Source organism: Euryhalocaulis sp. (genome assembly GCF_013911995.1).
GTDB classification, from domain to species: domain Bacteria; phylum Pseudomonadota; class Alphaproteobacteria; order Caulobacterales; family Maricaulaceae; genus Euryhalocaulis; species Euryhalocaulis caribicus.
Genome location: NZ_JACESD010000057.1, coordinates 1 through 17604, shown reverse-complemented (window position 1 = coordinate 17604; position 17604 = coordinate 1). Strand labels below are relative to the sequence as shown.

The 17604-nt window shown below is 64.4% G+C and carries 20 protein-coding genes; 3 read left to right on the top strand and 17 right to left on the bottom strand.

Annotated elements, in window-relative coordinates; translation table 11 throughout:
- The 4 genes from H2040_RS12740 to H2040_RS12725 form a co-directional block, all read right to left on the bottom strand.
- Positions 1-1173 (bottom strand): TRAP transporter substrate-binding protein (locus H2040_RS12740; RefSeq protein WP_287157881.1); only part of this gene is annotated, 1173 nt, incomplete at its 3' end.
- Positions 1174-1932, bottom strand: a complete 759-nt coding sequence (locus H2040_RS12735; protein WP_287157879.1) for an arginyltransferase — start codon at positions 1930-1932, stop codon at positions 1174-1176.
- 66 nt (positions 1933-1998) lie between these two features.
- A complete protein-coding gene (locus tag H2040_RS12730; RefSeq protein WP_022698067.1) occupies positions 1999-3837 on the bottom strand; it encodes an SLC13 family permease in 1839 nt (612 codons plus the stop codon).
- Positions 3838-3935: 98 nt separating this feature from the next.
- The gene (locus H2040_RS12725) at positions 3936-4850 is read right to left on the bottom strand and encodes a flagellar motor protein MotB (RefSeq protein ID WP_022698066.1); all 915 of its coding nucleotides are present in this window, start codon (positions 4848-4850) and stop codon (positions 3936-3938) included.
- Between the two features lie 99 nt (positions 4851-4949).
- On the opposite strand from H2040_RS12725, the gene H2040_RS12720 reads away from it, so the two are divergent.
- Positions 4950-5426 (top strand): flavin reductase family protein, encoded by a 477-nt coding sequence (locus tag H2040_RS12720; protein ID WP_287157878.1) that lies wholly within the window; start codon positions 4950-4952, stop codon positions 5424-5426.
- Between the two features lie 4 nt (positions 5427-5430).
- On the opposite strand, the gene H2040_RS12715 is transcribed toward H2040_RS12720, so the two are convergent.
- The 8 genes from H2040_RS12715 to H2040_RS12680 form a co-directional block, all read right to left on the bottom strand.
- A complete protein-coding gene (locus tag H2040_RS12715) occupies positions 5431-6132 on the bottom strand; it encodes an ATP12 family chaperone protein (protein WP_287157876.1) in 702 nt (233 codons plus the stop codon).
- Positions 6129-6812 (bottom strand): HAD-IA family hydrolase, encoded by a 684-nt coding sequence (locus H2040_RS12710; RefSeq protein WP_022698063.1) that lies wholly within the window; start codon positions 6810-6812, stop codon positions 6129-6131. Before H2040_RS12710 ends, H2040_RS12715 begins: the two co-directional genes overlap by 4 nt.
- 50 nt (positions 6813-6862) lie before the next feature.
- Positions 6863-7840, bottom strand: coding sequence for an RluA family pseudouridine synthase (locus H2040_RS12705; protein ID WP_022698062.1), 978 nt, complete (start codon positions 7838-7840; stop codon positions 6863-6865).
- Positions 7837-8217, bottom strand: coding sequence for a fluoride efflux transporter CrcB (gene crcB, locus H2040_RS12700; RefSeq protein WP_287157874.1), 381 nt, complete (start codon positions 8215-8217; stop codon positions 7837-7839). Before crcB ends, H2040_RS12705 begins: the two co-directional genes overlap by 4 nt.
- A 47-nt stretch (positions 8218-8264) precedes the next feature.
- A complete protein-coding gene (locus H2040_RS12695) occupies positions 8265-9059 on the bottom strand; it encodes a TspO-related membrane protein (RefSeq protein WP_287157873.1) in 795 nt (264 codons plus the stop codon).
- Between the two features lie 61 nt (positions 9060-9120).
- Positions 9121-10173, bottom strand: a complete 1053-nt coding sequence (locus H2040_RS12690; RefSeq protein WP_287157872.1) for a serine hydrolase domain-containing protein — start codon at positions 10171-10173, stop codon at positions 9121-9123.
- 83 nt (positions 10174-10256) lie between these two features.
- Complete coding sequence (locus H2040_RS12685) at positions 10257-11243, bottom strand: class I SAM-dependent methyltransferase (protein ID WP_287157871.1); 987 nt, start codon at positions 11241-11243, stop codon at positions 10257-10259.
- Between the two features lie 78 nt (positions 11244-11321).
- Positions 11322-12119: a hypothetical protein gene (locus H2040_RS12680; RefSeq protein ID WP_287157869.1), complete on the bottom strand. Its 798-nt coding sequence runs from the start codon at positions 12117-12119 to the stop codon at positions 11322-11324.
- A gap of 57 nt (positions 12120-12176) precedes the next feature.
- On the opposite strand from H2040_RS12680, the gene H2040_RS12675 reads away from it, so the two are divergent.
- The gene (locus H2040_RS12675) at positions 12177-13022 is read left to right on the top strand and encodes a hypothetical protein (RefSeq protein ID WP_287157867.1); all 846 of its coding nucleotides are present in this window, start codon (positions 12177-12179) and stop codon (positions 13020-13022) included.
- Here H2040_RS12675 and H2040_RS12670 read toward each other — a convergent pair.
- From H2040_RS12670 to H2040_RS12660, 3 genes are all read right to left on the bottom strand, one after another.
- A complete protein-coding gene (locus H2040_RS12670) occupies positions 13019-13231 on the bottom strand; it encodes a helix-turn-helix transcriptional regulator (protein WP_287157865.1) in 213 nt (70 codons plus the stop codon). The genes H2040_RS12675 and H2040_RS12670 overlap by 4 nt on opposite strands.
- The gene (locus tag H2040_RS12665; protein WP_287157863.1) at positions 13231-13653 is read right to left on the bottom strand and encodes a hypothetical protein; all 423 of its coding nucleotides are present in this window, start codon (positions 13651-13653) and stop codon (positions 13231-13233) included. Before H2040_RS12665 ends, H2040_RS12670 begins: the two co-directional genes overlap by 1 nt.
- Before the next feature lie 112 nt (positions 13654-13765).
- Positions 13766-14755, bottom strand: a complete 990-nt coding sequence (locus tag H2040_RS12660; protein ID WP_287157861.1) for a hypothetical protein — start codon at positions 14753-14755, stop codon at positions 13766-13768.
- Positions 14756-14928: 173 nt separating this feature from the next.
- Here H2040_RS12660 and H2040_RS12655 point away from each other — a divergent pair, with 173 nt between their 5' ends.
- Positions 14929-15561, top strand: coding sequence for a hypothetical protein (locus H2040_RS12655; RefSeq protein WP_287157859.1), 633 nt, complete (start codon positions 14929-14931; stop codon positions 15559-15561).
- 59 nt (positions 15562-15620) lie between these two features.
- Here the strand turns inward: H2040_RS12655 and H2040_RS12650 are convergent, their stop codons facing one another.
- Positions 15621-16586, bottom strand: coding sequence for a YncE family protein (locus H2040_RS12650; RefSeq protein ID WP_287157857.1), 966 nt, complete (start codon positions 16584-16586; stop codon positions 15621-15623).
- Positions 16587-17036, bottom strand: coding sequence for a YybH family protein (locus H2040_RS12645; RefSeq protein ID WP_287157855.1), 450 nt, complete (start codon positions 17034-17036; stop codon positions 16587-16589).
- Between the last annotated feature and the right edge of the window lie 568 nt (positions 17037-17604).

The following is a 17604-nucleotide window of genomic DNA, read 5'->3' as shown; positions in this document are numbered from 1 at the left end:
GGAGGCGGGTTGCCGGGGCGTTTCCGCGGGCTTGCGCTCATATTCGGTGCCCAGCGTACGGGCGCGTAAATACGGGCCATCGGAAACCGAACTCCAGCGCATCGCGCGGCCGCGGGCGGCGATATAGCTTTCATAGATCGCCTTTGTGGTGGCGTCCGACTGGCCGATTTCGCTGATCACCTCGGCGGACACCCGCTGGATTTCCCGCCAGATATCGTCGCTGAAGCTTCTCAGTTGCACCTTGTGGTCATTGACCAGCGTGTTCAGCGCCAGGGCGTTCTGATGCTGGTATTCCGCGATGGACTGGTTGGTCGCCCAGTCGCAGGCCGTGCTGACGGCCAGCTGTTCATGCGCGGTCAGGCTGTTCCAGACATCCAGATTCATGCCGCAGGACAGCATCGGCCCGGGTTCATGGAAGCCGGGGCCGTAATAGAACGGCGCGACGCGGTAGAAGCCGAACGCCAGATCGTTCCAAGGCCCCACCCATTCGGTCGCGTCGATCGCGCCCGATTGCAGGGACTGGAAAATCTCGCCGCCGGGTATGGCCACGGCCGCGCCGCCAAGCCGCCGCAATACATCGCCGCCAAGACCGGGGATGCGCATGTTCAGGCCGCGGAAATCTTCCAGTGTATTGATCTCGCGCTTGAACCAACCGCCCATTTGCTGCCCGGTATTGCCGGCCGGGAAAGGCTTGATGTTGAATTGCGCCGACAGGCCGTCCCACAGCTCCTGTCCGCCGCCATACTTGATCCAGCCCAGCATTTCGTCTGCGGTCAGGCCCATCGGAACGGCTGCGAAGAAGGGAAAGCCCTTGGCCTTGCCCTGCCAGTAATATTCCGCGCCGTGATACATGTCCGCCGCGCCGGTCGAGACCGCATCGAAGGATTCGAAGGGGGGCACCAGCTCGCCAGCGGCGAACACCTTCACGGTCACCGAACCTTCTGTGAGGCGTCCGATCAGGTCCGCGGTGCGCGTCGCCATGTCGCCCAGGCCCGGGAAATTCTTTGGCCACGTCGTGACCATGGACAATTCCTTGGCGCCGCGGCGTGGCGCAGGGGCGGATTTGGCGGCGCTCTCGGCCTCTCTGTCGGCGTTCGAACTATCCGCGCAGGCGCCCGTCGCCGCCGCTGCGGCGCCCGCGGCTCCGAATTTCAGGAATTTCCTGCGGTCCATCTATGTCTCCCCCGAAAACTCGTTTTCATCGATTTCCGCCCATCCCCCGGGGCGAAGCAGCTCTAGCGGCTGGTAATCCTGTTTGTAGCGCATCTTCGGACTGCCCGGCACCCAATAGCCCAAATAGACATGCGGCAGGCCGCGCCGCCGCGTCATTTCGATGTGATGCTGGATCATGAAACCGCCCAGGCTCCGCGCGGGCAAATCCGGATCGAAATAGGAATAGACCATGGATATCCCGTCCGACATCCAGTCGGACAAGGCTGCGGCGATCAGGCGGCCGCGCTGGCCGTCCTCGTCCGGCAGGCGATATTCGAAAACGCGGGTGCGGGCCCAGATTTCCTCGGTCATGGCGGCGTAATCCCCGAACGTCATTTCCGTCATGCCCCCGCCGGGATGGCGATGATCGAGGTAGCGCTTGAGAAGCTGGAACTGTTCGCGCGTGGCTTCGGCCGGTTTTTCCTCGACGCGCAGGTCGCGATTGCGACGCCATGTGCGTCTTTGCGAACGCGACGGTTCGAAGCGGCCGGCCAGAACGCGGGCGGAAATGCAGGCGTCACAGCCCTCACAGGCCGGGCGGTAGACCACGTTCTGGGAACGGCGGAAGCCGGCGCGGATCATCGCATCGTGCATGCCGGGGCCGGCCAGAGGGTCCAGATGGGCGAAGACCTTCCGTTCCTGCAGCCCGTCCAGATAAGGACAGGGCGCGGGCCGCGTCATGTAGAACTGCAGCTGCTGGCTCTGGAACGGGTGGCTCAACTCGGCTGGCCTCGTCTGTCGTCTCGCGCGGAATCGCGTTCTCCGCGCCAAGTCTAGGAGATACGGCTACAGCCCGAAATACCACGGCGCAAACAGGCTGTAGACAATCCAGAAAACCAGCACCAGCGGCCCGCCGACCCGCAGGAAATCCATGAAGCGATAATGGCCCGGCCCCATGACCAGGAGATTGGTCTGGTAGGCGATGGGCGTGGCGAAACAGCAATTGGCGCCGAACAGCACGGTCAGGACAAACGCCTCCGGCGGCGCGTCGACCAGTTGCGCGGCTTGTATCGCAATGGGGGCGAACAGGATCGCCGTGGCGCTGTTGGAAAGAATATTGGTCAGGATGGCGACCAGCAGGAACAGGGCGGAAATCAGCACCGCCGATCCATAGGGCGCAAAAATGTCGACCACGACATTGGCCAGATATCCCGCCCCGCCTGTCGCCTGCAGCGAGCCGCCCATGGCGAACGCGGCCCCGATCAGCATGAAGACCCGCATGTCGAGCGACCGTATGGCCTGACGGCCGTTCAGACAGCCGCCGGCCACCATGATCGTCGCCCCCACGACAGACGCCACGACAATGGGCACGAGCCCCAGCGCCGAGGCGACAATGATGCCGCCGAATGTCAGCCGCGCCAGCGCGGCGCGGCGAATGTCGGGCACGTCCTGTGTCGCCCATTCCAGGATCAGCACGTCCTTGTTATTGCGCAGGGACTTGATTGCGGACTCGGGGCCGAAGATCAGCAGAGTGTCGCCGGCCTCCAGCCGGATTTCGCCCATGCGCGTGCGGATCATGCGGCTGCGGCGCTGCACGCCCAGCACGATACAGCCGGTCTGGTAGCGGAAGCCGACCTGTTCGATCGTGCGCCCGATGAAGCGGGAGGCGGGGGCGATAACCGCCTCCGACATCATCAGGGTTTCGTCGCGGCCTTCCTCGATCTTGAAGTCGCCAAGCTGCATCATTCCGCGCAGGAACTCGGCGCGCGAAGACAGCAATTCCGTCAAATTCTTCCGCGTGGTGGCGACGATTACCAGATCGCCTTCCTGAAGCTCGGCGTCGTCAAAGGGCGGCAGGATGGCGTGTTCGCGGCGCTGGATCATGCGCACGGTCATGTTCGGCAGATCCTGGAACATGCCCATGACCGGCTTCTTGCCGACCAGCGGATGACCGGGCGTGACCTCGATCTGGGCGATGAACTGGCGCCCCGTGGCGCCTTTCAACTCCCCCTCCATGGTCACGCGCCGGGGCATCAGGAAACGGCCCGCCACCAGAAGATAAATGATGCCCGCGCCCGCCAGCACCAGACCGGGCAGGGTCGGCTGGAAGAATTCCAGCCCGAAGCCCCGCGTCTGACGCAGAACGTCGGAAACCAGCAGGTTGGTGGATGAACCGATCAGCGTGGTCGCACCGGCGAAAATCGCAACGAAGCTGAGCGGCATCATCAGCCCGGACGGCGTGCCGCCCATGCGCTGGGCGATCGCCGCCATGATCGGGATGAACATCACCACGACGGGGGTGTTGTTGATGAAGGCCGACACGACGAACATGAAGCCGAAGACGGTCAGCAGGGTCAGGCGCGGATGCCGCTCATAGCTGGCCGTCAGGCGCCGCGTGGGGCCGTCCATCGCGCCGGTCTGGAACATGCCCTGGCCGATGACCAGAAGCGCCATGATGGTGATAAGCGCCGGGTTCGCAAAGCCTGACAGCAATTCCGCCGGGCCGAAGCTCTGACCCTCCGGAACCGGCGCCGGGAAGATCTGGAACAGCAGCAGGAAGAAAGCGATCACCCCGGCCGAGATAAGCTCGATCGAGAAGCGTTCGGTCGCGTACAGGACGACAATCACGCCGATGGAGGCCATAACAGCCCACATCAGAGCGCCGCCGCCAGCGGCCAGATCCATCAAATTACAAGCCCCTCATTTCCCATCGCCATGCCGACGCTAGCAAATGCCCGGCGTCCGGCAAGCGCTTCTTGCCCTCAAATACAGCGCGGCGGCGCCTAGGGCTGGTAGCCGGGGGGAAGGACAGGCGCCTCCCGCAGCAAGGTGATGGAGATGCGCCGATTGCCCGCCTGATAGGGATCGTCGGGGAAAAGAGGCTCCGAACCCGCCTTGCCTGTGACCTGATAAACCCGGTCGCCGGGAAGGCCGGCCGATTGCAGCATCCGGCGGGACGCATTGGCCCGGTCGGATGACAGTTCCCAGTTCGTATAGGCCGGATTGGGGGAGACGCTGGAGTCCGTGTGACCGGATACGCTGACCCGGTTGGGCAGGCGCGCGGCGATTTCGCCGACGGCGCGCAGAAGGGTGCGGGCGCGCTCATGCGGTTCGGCGGAGCCCGGCTCGAACATCGGGCGGCCCTCCTGGTCCACGATCTGGATGCGAAGGCCTTCCGGGGTCTCGTCGATGATCAGGTGTTTGGAAAGCTCGGCCAGTTCAGGCATGTCCTGCATCGCCTGACGCAGCGACATTTCGGCGCTTTCGAACGCGGCGGCTTCGCGGATGGCGCGGGCGCGGTCTTCGGCGCTCTGGGAAACTTCCGGCGCATCCGCGCCCTGATTGTCGCCCACCCCGGCCTGACGCTGTTCCTCATTGGTGCGCTGGCGGGCTTTGGGCGCCAGTTGTTCGATGACGGAAGACGCGCCGCTGCCTTTTGCGCCGTCTTCGCCGATGGACGTGCCGCCCAGCACGCCGCCGGAGCCCGATTGAGAGGGGCTGACGCTGGCGGGGGCGAAATAGTCGGCGATGCCGCGCTTCTGCTCAGGCGTCGTGGTATTGATCAGCCACATCAGCAGGAAGAACGCCATCATGGCCGTCACGAAGTCCGCATAGGCGACCTTCCAGGCGCCGCCATGATGACCATGGCCGCCGCCTTTCTTGACCTTCTTGATTATGATTGCCTGATCGCCCGCCATGTGAATCGCCGCGCTTGCCCTTGTTTTCAGCGGTCTATATGCCGCCAACGAGGTTAAGAGCGCGTTGCCGCTCTTTTTTACGGTTTTGAGGATCGCTGAATGGACTTCACGGATCGCGACTATCGCGACGCGCTGGCGCGCTACACCACGGGCGTTACGGTCGTAACCGCGGCGGGCGAAGATGGCGGCGGGGCGGGGATCACCGTCAATTCCTTCAGCTCGATCTCGCTCGACCCGCCGCTTGTTTCCTGGTCGCTGGGCCGGGACAGCAAGCGGTTCGAGCTTTTCGGCAAGGCGGATAATTTCGCCGTGAACGTGCTGGCGCACGAACAGGAAGTGCTGGCGAAAACAATGGCCGAAACCACCAGCCTGGATTCCGCGGCCCCGTGGGAGCCGGCGAAGAACGGCGCGCCCTGGATCCTTGGCGCGGTCACGCGGCTCGCCTGTGAGACTTACAAGCGGGTCGAGGCGGGGGACCATGTGATCATTATCGGACAGGTCGTGGATTATGATCACAGGGACAAACCGGCCCTGACCTATTACCGCTCAAATTACGGCCGGGCGGAAAGCCACTAGGGGCTTAAAGCGAATTCATGAATTCCTGCAGTGTTTTCAGCTCGCTCAGGATTTCCGCGTCCCGCTTGGCCGCGGCTTCATCCACGCCCCATTGCTCCTGCTGGAATTTTTCTTCCAGCGTCGCCAGCGCATAGGCTTCATCCGCGGAATAGCGGTTGCGGATCAGGGCGAAGGCCAGCACGGCGGAGGTCATCATCCCGGCTGCGTGGGCCAGGCCGGTAAGCCGCAAATCATCCAGCTCCAGGGCCAGACCGCGAACGCGTTCAAGAGACTCTGGCGGATGATTGGCTGTCTGAATGCCGCAAACAGTTGAAAGGCTTACGCCGAGTTCCTGATTTGCCCATTCAAGAGCGGCGTCCCATTGCTCCGCCTGTCTCTGCGTCAGGTTTTGCGGATGCTCCGCGCGATGGCACAGCACGTCCGTCTGGGCGTACTGGGTCAGCCAGTCCGCGGTGGCTTCGCGCGCCGCGCCCATCCGGTCCTGCGCCAGATTGGCCAGGCGGGTCAGGGGCAGGTCATTGGCCTTGATCTGCTCGCCTTGCGCATTCCACTCATCGGCGATCTGCGCCGCCGCGGCGCGCGTGGGCAGGGTCAGTTTCGCGCCGTCGGGCGTCATCATCGGCTTGCCGTCGAGCAGCACGTTATATCCGCCCTCGGCGCCGGAGGCCTCGGCGTGTTTATAGAAGCGTTTGAACCCTTTGCTCATGCCGCCAGTCCGTGCGGGAAACCTTCCAGGTGAACATCCAGATCGGGAAATTTGTCGAACACCGCGTGTGCGCCCGCCGCTTCCAGTTCATCCCGGGTCTGAAAGCCCCAGCTGACGCCGATACAATGAACGCCGGCGGCCCGGCCCATGCCGATATCGTGCTCTGAATCGCCAATCATCAGGGTCCCGGCGGGCTCCAGCCCGACGCCGGCCATGCATTCGCGCACCATGAACGGGTGCGGTTTTCCCGGCCCGTCATCGGCGCAGACAATTGTATCGAAGAACCGGGACAGATTGTGCGCCTGAACGGCCGCGCGCACGCCGCGTCTGGATTTGCCCGTGGCGATCGCCATCAGCCAGCCTTCATCCTTCAGCCGCGTCAGCGTTTCCAGGGCCCCGTCATACATCGGCTCGTGAAAATCCGGACTGTTGCGGTGCGCCACGAACGCCGCCTTATAACGGCGGGACAGGGCGGCGGCGCGTTCCTGCCCGATATCGGGCGGCGCAAGACGGCGCAGCGCCTCGTCCAGCGACAGGCCGACAACCTTGCGCGCGTCGTCATGGTGCGGCGTGGTCAGGCCTTCGCCCTGAAACGCCTGGCTCATGGCGTGGGCGATCGACTGACGGGAGTCGATCAGCGTTCCGTCCATATCGAAAATGGCGAGTTTCAATCCCGGCATGGCCCCCTCCGGCGCGTCCGAATCGTTTGAAAGGACCAGTGTGTCAGGCCCTAGGCGAACGGGTCCATATAGGCGGCCGGATCGAATCCGAAAGTGTTGAACGTGTTCGCCATGTGATCGGGCAGGGGGGCCGTGATCTCGATTGTCCCGCCGCGCGCTGTCGGAAGGGTCAGGCTGCGCGCATGCAGGTGCAGGCGCTTGTCGAGCCCTTCGGGGGTCGGGATGTCGCAAACATATTTTCCGTCGCCCAGTATGGCGTGACCGGCCGCGGCCATGTGAACGCGAAGCTGATGCGTGCGCCCCGTCATGGGTTTCAGCGCCACCCAGCTGGCCCGCCGCCCGGCTTCCGCGACGACGGCGTAATCGGTCAGGGAATAGCGCGCGCCTTCATCGCCATGTTCGGCGAACACCATCTGCTCGCGGTCGGGATTGTCGCCCATGCCCGCGGCCTTCCTGACATGGCCCTTGATCACGCCCTCGCGCGGCCGGGGCGCGCCCAGCGCAATCGCCCAGTAAATCTTTTGCAGGTCGCGGCCCTTGAACAGCTTGGCCAGCCTCGCGGCTTCCTGCGTCGTTTTGGCGACGATCAGGACGCCGCTCGTGTCGCGGTCCAGCCGGTGCACAAGGCGCGGCGTTTCGCCGTTGCGCTCCAGCGCGGGCAACATGCCGTCGATATGGCGCGTGGTCTTGGAGCCGCCCTGAACCGCCAGTCCGGACGGCTTGTTCAGGGCGATCATCGTCTCGTCCTCATAGAGGATGAGCGAGCGGATCAGCTTCGCATCCCTGGCCGGAACGCCCGGCTGGTCCGGCGTTTCCTCCGGCGCCGGCAGGGGCGGCACGCGCACTTCCTGCCCCGCCTCCAGCCGCGTGTTTGATTTGACGCGGCCGCTATCGACGCGAATCTCGCCCTTGCGCAGCATCTTCTCCAGCTGGCCGTGCTTGATGTGCGGGAAGCGCCGCTTGAACCAGCGGTCCAGACGCACGCCGTCCTCGGACGGATCCACCGGCAGGTGCTTCACCTCGCTCATGCGAACGCCTTTCGCGCCAGATACAGTCCGGCAAACAACGCCATCAGGCAAAGGATGACGGAGCCCGCCGCATAGAAGCCGGCGCTGGCGAATTGCTTGCGTTCAATCATCAGCGCGGTCTCCAGCGAAAAAGCGGAAAATGTCGTGAAGCCGCCCAGCAGGCCGACGCCCAGAAACAGGCGCAGATCGCGCCCGCCATCGACCTTGTAGGCCAGCCACCCGGCCAGCGCCCCCATCAGAAGCGAGCCCAGAATATTCGCCGCCATCGTGCCGTATGGCCACGCCGGCCCCAGCCAGCGCATGGAAGCCTGTGACAAAAGGTGACGGGCCGCCGCGCCCGCGGCGCCGCCCGTGGCGACCAGTAGAAGCGATTTCATGGGCGAAGCGGTAAGCAAGTGCGCCCGCCGAGGCAAGCCGACAAGGCTTATCGCGAGAAGCGGGGCCGCGGACGGGTGCGCAGGGCGACCCAACGCTCCGCGGCAAGCAGAAACAGGAACAGCGTTGCGCTGCCCGCCGCCGGGGCCGGATTCCAGTCAGCCCATGCGTGTTGCAGCAACAGCGCGCCGACGCCCCACGCCACGGGCAGGGCATAGGCTGCGGCGCCGCGAGTCAGGTTCAGCCCGATCAAGGCCAGAACGCCGCCGAACGCCATGATGATCAGCGTATAGGTATCTTCCGTGCCCCCGATGGGATTGATCCCGTATTCCAGCCGGACCGCGGCCAAATTCGCCATCAGGGCCAAAGTGATCCAGCCGAAGAAAAGCTGGAACGGATAGATCGCCAGCCACCGCACCGCCTCGGTATCGGACTCCGGCCGGCTTCGCAGGCTCAGCGCCAGCCAGGCCAGCGTCACATAGAGCGCGGCCATGACGGGCAGGGTGGTCCAGAAGGGGGCGAACATCGACAAAACTGACCAGAGCGCGGCCAGCCCCATGGCCAGCGCCGTGCCCCAGCCTTCGCTGCGCAGATAGGAGGACCGGCCCTTGCCGGGCAGCGCCTGCCAGAACGCGAATAGAATGGTCCAGGCGAAGATCAGACCCCATATGGAAAACGCCCAGCCCGGCGGCACTGCGTTGGCGTCTGATCCTGGATTTTGCCCGATCTCCTTGCCGACGCCGAAGATCAGGGGGATTTGCGGCAGAGCGAAGTTCGCCAGCGCCGCGATGACGTTCACCGTCTGGCGGACTCTGTCGATTGGCGTGGCGCGGCCCAGTGGCATGAGTTGAGCAAACCCGCTGAATCGAGTCGCTGCAAGGTCATGGCCCTGAAATTCGCGGCGATCAGGCTCCGTTCCCGAACAATGCAGCTTCCAGCGCCTTGCGCATATCGTTCACCGGCGCGCCATTCTGGTTGGACAGGATGACAATGGTCACATCATGGTCGGGATAGCGCGAAAGCCAGGCGGCATAGCCGTCCCCGCGCGCGCCATAGAAATGACTGAGCAGGCCGCCGCGCTCCGCCGTCATCAATCCATAGGCGTGGCTGGACGAAAGCGCGTAATCCGGGGTTACCATGGCGTCCAGCATTTTCGCCGTGGTGAGACGTTCCCCGAACAAGGCGTTTGCAAAAGCCGCCAGATCGCGCGCCGTGGCATAGGCGCCTTCCGCGCCGCGCAGATAGGTTTCTCCGGCGCAGACAATCTCAGGCGCGCCGTCTGACATGGCGTAGCCGGCCGCCATGTTTGCGATGGCGGCGTTCGGCGCGGCGATGCCGGCATTGCTCATGCCCGCCCGCTTGAAAAGCTGGGCATCCATGATGGTTTCAAAGGACTCGCCATAAGCGGCTTCAAGAACAGCCGCCGCAAGGGCGTAGTCGAACCGGGAATCGCGATAGCGGGAGCCGGGCGCATGGAGCGGATCTGACGGCTCATCAGCCTGAAGAATGGCGGACAGACGCTCGCGCGGCCCGCCCTGCGGGCTTGCCTCCAGCGCCGCCGAGAGGTCGGGGAGGCCGGAAGTCTGGTTGAGCAGGTGACGTATCTTCACGCCGTTCCAGCTCTCCGGGCAGGCCGACAGATAAGCGCAGATGGAGGCTTCCAGATCGATCACGCCCTGATCGGCCGCGCTGTGAAATACGGCCGCGACAAGCGGACGGGTCAGCGCCTGCAGCGCAAAGCGCGTATCCGGCGCATTCGCGACATCCAGCTGATAATTGGCGCGCCCGTAGGCCTGTTCGAAAATGCTGTTTCCGCCGCGTTCTATGCGAACGACGCCATAGAACTCGGCGGCATAGGGCTCCAGAGCTTGCCCGGCATCGCCCGGCGACTGGCTGAAAGCGGCCCCTGCAGGCCAAAAAAATGTCAGGCAAAGCAGGAAATCTCGAATGATTTTCACGCTGAAACTCCAACGGATCGGGGCGAACGGCCTTGGCACCGTCCGCCCCGCATTCTCCGGTAAGACGCCTTCAAAAAGAGGCGTTATTCAGGCTTGCGGAATTTCAGGGTCATACGGTCGGATTCGCCGATATCGGCGTATTCCTCTCCACCGCCGCCAGAGGGCGGAAGCGTCCAGACGCCGTCTTCATAATCAGCGGTGTCGGCCGGATTGGCGTTGATGCCGGATTGAGAGTCCAGCTCGAATCCGCCGCGCTCGAAAGCGGCAATGACATCGGCTTCGCGCAGATAGCCATTATCGCCGCTGGCGTAGTCGTCGGAAGCCGTGGCGTTCGCGCGATGCTGAACCACCCCGACAACGCCGCCCGGCTTCAGAATTTCAAAGGAGTCCTCGACGGCTTCGTCCATATAAGCAACATCGAAGCGATTGAGATGATGCAGGGCGCGCACGAACAGGACGGCGTCGACCTGCCCGTCCAGAGAAGCCGGCGTTTCGCCGATGACATAAGCCTCGACCTCGGCGCCGTCCGGACCGTTTTCCATCAGCTTGGCCGGCGCGGTTTCCGTCCAGCTGGCGATTTCCGCCGCGGCGTCATCGTTCCAGTTGTCGCCATACATGCCTTCCCAGACGCCGGTCTGGTAATTCAGGGCAATGTAACGACCCTCGGGCGTCAGGTAGGGCAGGAGGACGCGCGTGTACCAGCCGCCGCCCGGCAGGGCCTCGGCCACGGTCATGTCAGGTTCGATGCCGAAGAAAGCCAGCGTCTCGCCCGGGTGGCGGAATTCGTCACGCGCGCGGTCGTCGTCGCGGCGGGTGTCGGAGAGCACGCTGTCCAGTTTTTCCTGCGCCTCGGCGTTGAGGGCGGAGTCCGCCATCTGGCTGTCGGCGCCCATATCCGCATCCATGTCGGACATGTCATCGCCTGCATCGTCCATTGGCTCGTCCATGGCGCCGGTATCGGCGTCATCGGCCGGGGCGGCGTCAGTCATTGCGGCATCGTCCGCGGCCGGTTCCTGCGAGCAGGCGGTCAGCAAGGCGATGGCGGCGGCGGCGGTCATCCAGCGTGTCATGTTGGTACTCCCCATGAATTGGTCTTGGTTCAAAGGTTTAGCCCGAAGCGGCGGCGTTACCAATGCCGTCCGTCGCGTTCAGGCCCAATCCCGTCTCAGAAACCGGCCCGCGCGCTCACGCGCGACCCCCGCCGCCCGCCGCGCCCGCCGGAGGGGAGACGCGGCGCGTCTGTGCGGGGCGTTGCGTAACGCCAAGGCGGCGCGCTCCGCCGCAGCGCCTGAATCCCAGTCGGCCAGGAGCTGGCGGTGCAGGGCGATATCCGCGCCAAGTATATCCTTCGCGGAGTCCGCGTGCGTCTTTGTCAGCGCCGCGGCTTCTTCCTGCGCCGAGGCGGGCGTGCGGTTGCGGCTGGGCGCGGCGCCGCGCCATCCAAGTTCGCGCCTCATCACTTCCGCCGCTTCTCCGGCGCGCTCGGCCGCGAACAGCGCCAGCGGACGGTCATTGTCCTGCAGCAGGCCGACGCAATGGCTCAGAAAATCCCGGCGCTTTTCAAGAAAAGCCTCGAATTTCGCTTCGCCGTTCGCGACCGCCACGCTTTCGGGGTTCTCCGGATCGGGGGATCGTTTCATGGTCAGCCATTCGCTGACCGCGCGCTGCACGGGGTCGCGCAGCCATGTCATAGTCGCGGCGTCCGGAAAAGCTTGCAGAAATTCATAGGCGACGTGGCCGTGGATCGCCTCGATGCCGCCTTGCTGGATCATCTCTTTTGCCTGCCCGGCTTCTCCGCGTTTCAAAAGCGCCATCGCCTGACGGATCTCCGGCCGGGCGCCGCGCTCTCCCGCATAGGCGAAGGCGGCAGCGCGTCCGAGATTGGATTCCAGGAAAATCCGGAAAGCGGTCCCGGCGGTCTTGGATATGTGGAGGGAAATCAGCATGCTGGTTTGCGAGTCTCCGCCGCAGGGGCCGGGGCAGATTAGGGAAGGGGCGCGGCCATGACCACGCATCGGGTCCATAAATATTCCAGCATCGCCCGGCCGCTTGAAGCCAACTATCCCACGAACCGCGCTGTCCTGTTCCTTGCGCCGCTGGCCGGGATTGCGGTGGCGGTCGCGGACATTGTCTGGTTCGACGCCGGGCCGCTGGCGGCGCTGCTGACCGCGATCCTTGGTCTTCTGGTCGCTTTTCTGTCCTGGGCGCTGACGCGGGAGCTGGCGCCGGACCATGAAAGCGCGGCGTTCCTGGCGCTGGTTGCCGCGCCGTTCGGCCTTCTTTTGGGACCGGCGGCGATCCTCAGCGCCGCCGTCGCGCTTTTTCTTGCGCGGATTGTAAACCGGACGGTAGGCCCCGCGGCGACAGGCGCTGATTGCATTCTGACCCTGATCCTGCTGGCGCTGGCCATGTGGCGGGACGGGGCTTGGGCGCTGGGCGTGGCGGCGATGCTGGCTTTCGCGCTGGACGCGACCCTGTTCCGGCCGCAGCCGCGCCGCTGGTTATTCGTTCTGGCCTCTCTGGTGATGACCGTGGCGGGGTTTGTGCTGTTTGGCGCGGCGGATGCGGTAAACATCGCCGCAGCGCCTTATGAATATCTGGGACTCGCCGTGGCCCTGACATTGGGGGTCCTGTTGATTGCGATGACCCAGCCCGCGCCGGTTTCAGTCTGTGACGCGACTGGAGAGCCGTTGAACCGGGCGCGGCTCTCCTATTCGATCGTCGTCGTTCTTGTGTCCGCCTGGGCCCTGGCGCTGGCGGGACAGACCGGGCTGGTCGCGGGCATTCCGATCTGGGCGGCGTTGGCGGCCGCCGTTGAAGGCCGCATCATGCCCAAGCGTAAAGTCTAGTCCGGCAGCTGGAACAGCGTCTCCACGCTGACCCCCAGCGCGCGGCCGAGTTTCAGGGCCAGCTCGGTCGAGGGAACGAAGACGCCATTCTCGACCGTGTTTATGGTCTTGCGGCTGACCCGGACCTTGGCCGCCAGTTCGGCCTGGGTCAGGCCGGCGGCGGTTCTGTGCTCCTTCAGACGATTGAGCAATCGCACGGCCGCCGCCATCAGCCGCGCTCCAGCAAGGCGAAACGGAAGAGCGGGGCGGCGACGCCCAGAACCACGATGATGTGCGCAACTTCCGTGGCGGTGACAGGCTGGAATTGCGACAGGGCCAGCAGGCCCGCCGCGCCGACCAGCATGACCCAGTAGGCGAAGCTGAAAGCGCGGGCGCGATTGGCCTGTGTCAGTTCGTCTTCAAGCGCGGCGCGCGCTTCCGGATCCCGGACGCCCGCCGCGCGGCCCCACACGAACACGGCGATCAGGGCGGCGGCCCAGATCAGGAAACCGGCGAGGCTGATCAGGCTGGCGCTGCCGGCCTGCCACTGGCTGAAACTGTCCATGAGCGGAATCTGCCAGGCGAGGAATGCGCCTGCGCTGACCATCAGAAGAATGCGGCGCCGTTGCGCCAGACGTTCGATCTTTTCCATATCCGGTCTCCGGGGTTACCTTTGGGTTACATGATATGTGATACGTATACGTTACATTATGTAACGTCAAGGTAACTTCTCTGATTTCGGCTTCAGTCCCGAAGCGGCCGGGTCAGGCGGCGTCGATAAGGGGTTTGAGGGCGGGGTGAATGTCCGGCGAGTTTTCCTTGATGAAGCGCAAGAGCGCTTTCTCGGACTCGCTCAGCTCGCCATCTCGGCGCAGGCGGGCGGCCAGCCATTCGGCCTCCATCCGCGTCACCGTTTCGGAGGCGGCGATATCGGCGGCCATGCGGTCATTGTGTTTTTCCATGACCTGGCGCGCGGAAGGCTGGCGATAGGCGTTCAGGATGCCGGAGAACCCCGAAGACGCCATGCGGCCGACAAAGCCGGCGACATCGGTGGAGCCGGAGCCCAGCCACTCGTCGCGCGCCAGCGCAACTTCGCGTGACGGCGCGGAATAACCCGACGCGGCCATCAGGAAATTGGCGAGCGCCTTGGCGAACAGGTCGGTCCAGTCCGGATCGTTATCGGCGTCCGCGACGGCGTCATTGATGTCGAACAGGATTTCCGCCTCGGCGCGGGTGATCGCCGCGCCGCCGTCGCTGCCATAGGCATAGATGACACGGCGGAGAAGGGCGGCCTCGGCGGCGTTGACGCGGCCCGGTTCAAGCCGGCTGTCGCGCGCCAGCGGTCCGCGGCCTTCCAGAACGGCTATCCGGATCTGGTCCATCGCGAACAGGAAAAGCGGTTCCGGCGCGTGGTCGGCTTCTTCGAGGATCTTTACGAGCAGCATCAGCTCGGTCTCGGTCTTCACCTCGCCGTCGCGGTCGATGTGCTTCATGAGCCAGCGGGCATTGGCCTCGCTGATATAGCCGATCGGGTTTTTCTGGCGGACCAGGAAATCGCTGAGCGCTTCAAGGAAGAAGCTGACCCATTGCGGGTCGCGGCGATGGGCGGTCTCGTCGATGGCGAACAGGGCCTCGACCTCGTCCTTGTCGACATACATGTCGGGATAGACGATGCGGCGCACGGCCTGCGTGTCCTCCGCCGAAACGCGGCCTGATTGACGGACGCGTGCGAGTATATCGCTCATCGGACCCATGGCGCGGACCTCCCTTGAAATATCCGGATGGTGGCCGAGCCATAAATGAAATGCGTTAGGGGAGCGTGAAAATAGCGGTCCAAATTTGATGCGCCGACAGAATTATAAAGGAACATGGCGGCGCGGGGGCGCGTTTCACGGGTCAATCGATCACGCAAAAGGAGATCGAACCCATGCGTAATAAATATCTGATTTCGAGCGCCGCCGCGGCGGCCCTGTTCGCGCTGGCCGTTCCGGCCCAGGCGCAGGTTGTTGGCGGCAGCGTCGTGAACGAGACTACCGGTCAGGTAAACGGCCCCGTCAATGGCGCGGTTCGCGGCCAGACCGAACTGGAAGGCGAATTTCAGCGCGGCGAGCTCAAGGAGCGCCTTGATGACGCCGAAGACCTTCGGGAAGAGCGGATGGACGATCTGGAAGATCGCGCCGAACGCCGGGCTGACGAGCTGGAAGACCGCGCGGAGGACCGCGCCGACCGTCTTCAAGACGCGCGCGCTGACGCCCGCATGGGCGCAGAAGCGCGTATCGAAGCGGCCCGCGAGCGCCGGGCCCGCGCCAATGCCCGTTATGACGGCGACGCCCGCGCCCGGGCGGGCGTGAATTCGCGCGCGGCGGTCAATGCCAATGATCGCGCCCGTGTTCGCGCCAACGCCAATTCGGCGGTCAATGCGGATATCGATTCCTCGCTGATGGTGCGCGATTACCGCAATTTCGATCACGGCGCGCAGGTGCTTGTCGACGGACAGGGCTGGGTCTGGGTTCCCAGCAATGCGCGGCTGGACGCCAATGGACGCGTTGTTGCCCGTTAGCGGCAATCAAGAATTTTGATAATTGAAAGGGCGGCCATCGCGGCCGCCCTTTTTCATGGCTATTCGGTCTCGCTGATCCAGGCCATGCCGTCCGGTTCGTCGCCGGTGACCAGCTCTCCGGTCACCTCGCGGCTGGCGACATCGATAATGGTGATCCTGTCATCCTGCGTATTGGCGACGAAGGCGCGTTTGCCGTCAGGCGACATCAACACGCCGACCGGGACCGCGCCGACATCGATGGAGCCCAGATGCGCGCGGCTGGCCGCATCGAACACGGCGACGGCGTTGGAGCCGGCATTGGAGATCCAGACCTGCGAGCCGTCCGGCGTGAACTTGGCGCGGATCGGCACTTCGCCTTGCGAGGAAATCGTCTCGATCACCTCGTCCGCCGCCGGGTCGATGATGGCGATTTCGCCCTGGTCGCGGCTGGTCACCCAGACTTCGGAGCCGTCGGGCGAGACGTCGATGCCTTCCGCCCCGGCGCCGGCGGTGATGGTGGCGACGCTGTCATCGGCCCGGTTGATGACGGTGACGGTGCCCGACCCGATATTGGTGACATAGAGCTTCTCGCCGTGCGGCAGGGGCACGATCATGTGGCTGACATCCTGCCCGGTTTCCCAGGTGTTCAGGAGCGCGCCGCTGGCGGCGTCCAGCTCAACCACCGTTCCCGTGCCCTCCGTCGTCACCCAGAGCTTCGAGCCGTCGGCGGAAGACCACACGCCATGCGGGCCGCGATTGGGGCCGAGACTCCATGTGGCGGCGACTTCGGCGCTGGCCGGATCGATGACGGTGACGGTCGAGCCTTCGGCGGATCCGTAATCGGTGACATAGACGGCAGAGCCGTCGGACGCGGTCCAGGCCTCATGCGGGTTGGCGCCGGTCGGGACGGTGGCCGTGACCGTCAGAGTTTCGGGATCGACGAGGGCGAGCGTGTCCTCTCCCTTGTTCACGACCGCGATCTGGTCGGCGAACGCAGGGGCGGCGAGGGTGGTTGCGGCAAGGAGGGCAATAAGGGTTCTTGTCATTTAGGTGTCGTCCTGGCTGGTGCGGATGCGGGTATTCTGGTCATGGGTCAGGCGCCATTGCCCGTCCTCCAGCGCGAAGGTGAGGGCGAGATAGCTCTCCGACCAGTAAGGGTCGCCGTTTTCAAGCGTGGTTTCAAACCGCGTGCGGTAAAGCGCGGTGGAAAGCTCCGCGCCTTCGATGACGCGGACCGGGGTGAAGCTCATGCGCCACGTCTCGTCCGCGAACCAGTCGCGGTGAAAATCCATCACTTCAGCGCGGGTCTCGATCAGGCGTCCGTCCGGGAAGATCAGGGTGAGGGTGTCGCCGCCGGTGATCGTCGCCTCATAGGCGGCCAAGTCGCGCGTCTGTATGGCTTGCAGATGCGCGTCCAGCGTTTCGCGGAAACCGGACGCGCCGGCGCTCTGCGAGCAGGCGGCGAGAAAGACGAGGCAGAGGGCAAACGGTTTCATCGGCGCGTCTCCTGATCTGGCGGAACGCCAGACTAGCGGATCGGCGGCGCTGCGGGAGCGGTTTTTTTACCCTCGCCCGCTCGCCTCTCTCTGCCGTCATCCTCCGGCTTGACCGGAGGACCCAGGGAACGTGGGGCGGGAGATTTAAACTGGGTCCTCCGATCTTCCCCCGGCTCAAGGCCGGGGTCCGTCGGAGGATGACGTTCTTTTTTGCCTTTTTCTCTTTCAGCTCCCGGAAATGGCGCAGCCATTGTCCGGGATCCAGTTTGCAACGGGGCCGCCGTCTCTGGACCCCGGATAATCGCTTCGCGATTTCCGGGGACTCGTTGGGGTGAACGCCTTCGCCTCCACGGCGCATCCGCCGCAGAGGTTGGAAAAGAAAACACGACCCCTCTGATCGAGTCAGAGGGCAAGGGTGGCGCGGCGCGTCTTTCGGGACGCCGGTTACCGTGTGTTTGTATGTTTCGCGTCTTCGAAAGACGCGCCGCGCGGTTCTTTTGCGGAGGGCGGGAGTCGCCTCGACCGGCCTCTCCATCCGCTTTCCGCCAGAGTCTTAATAGCCAGGGCA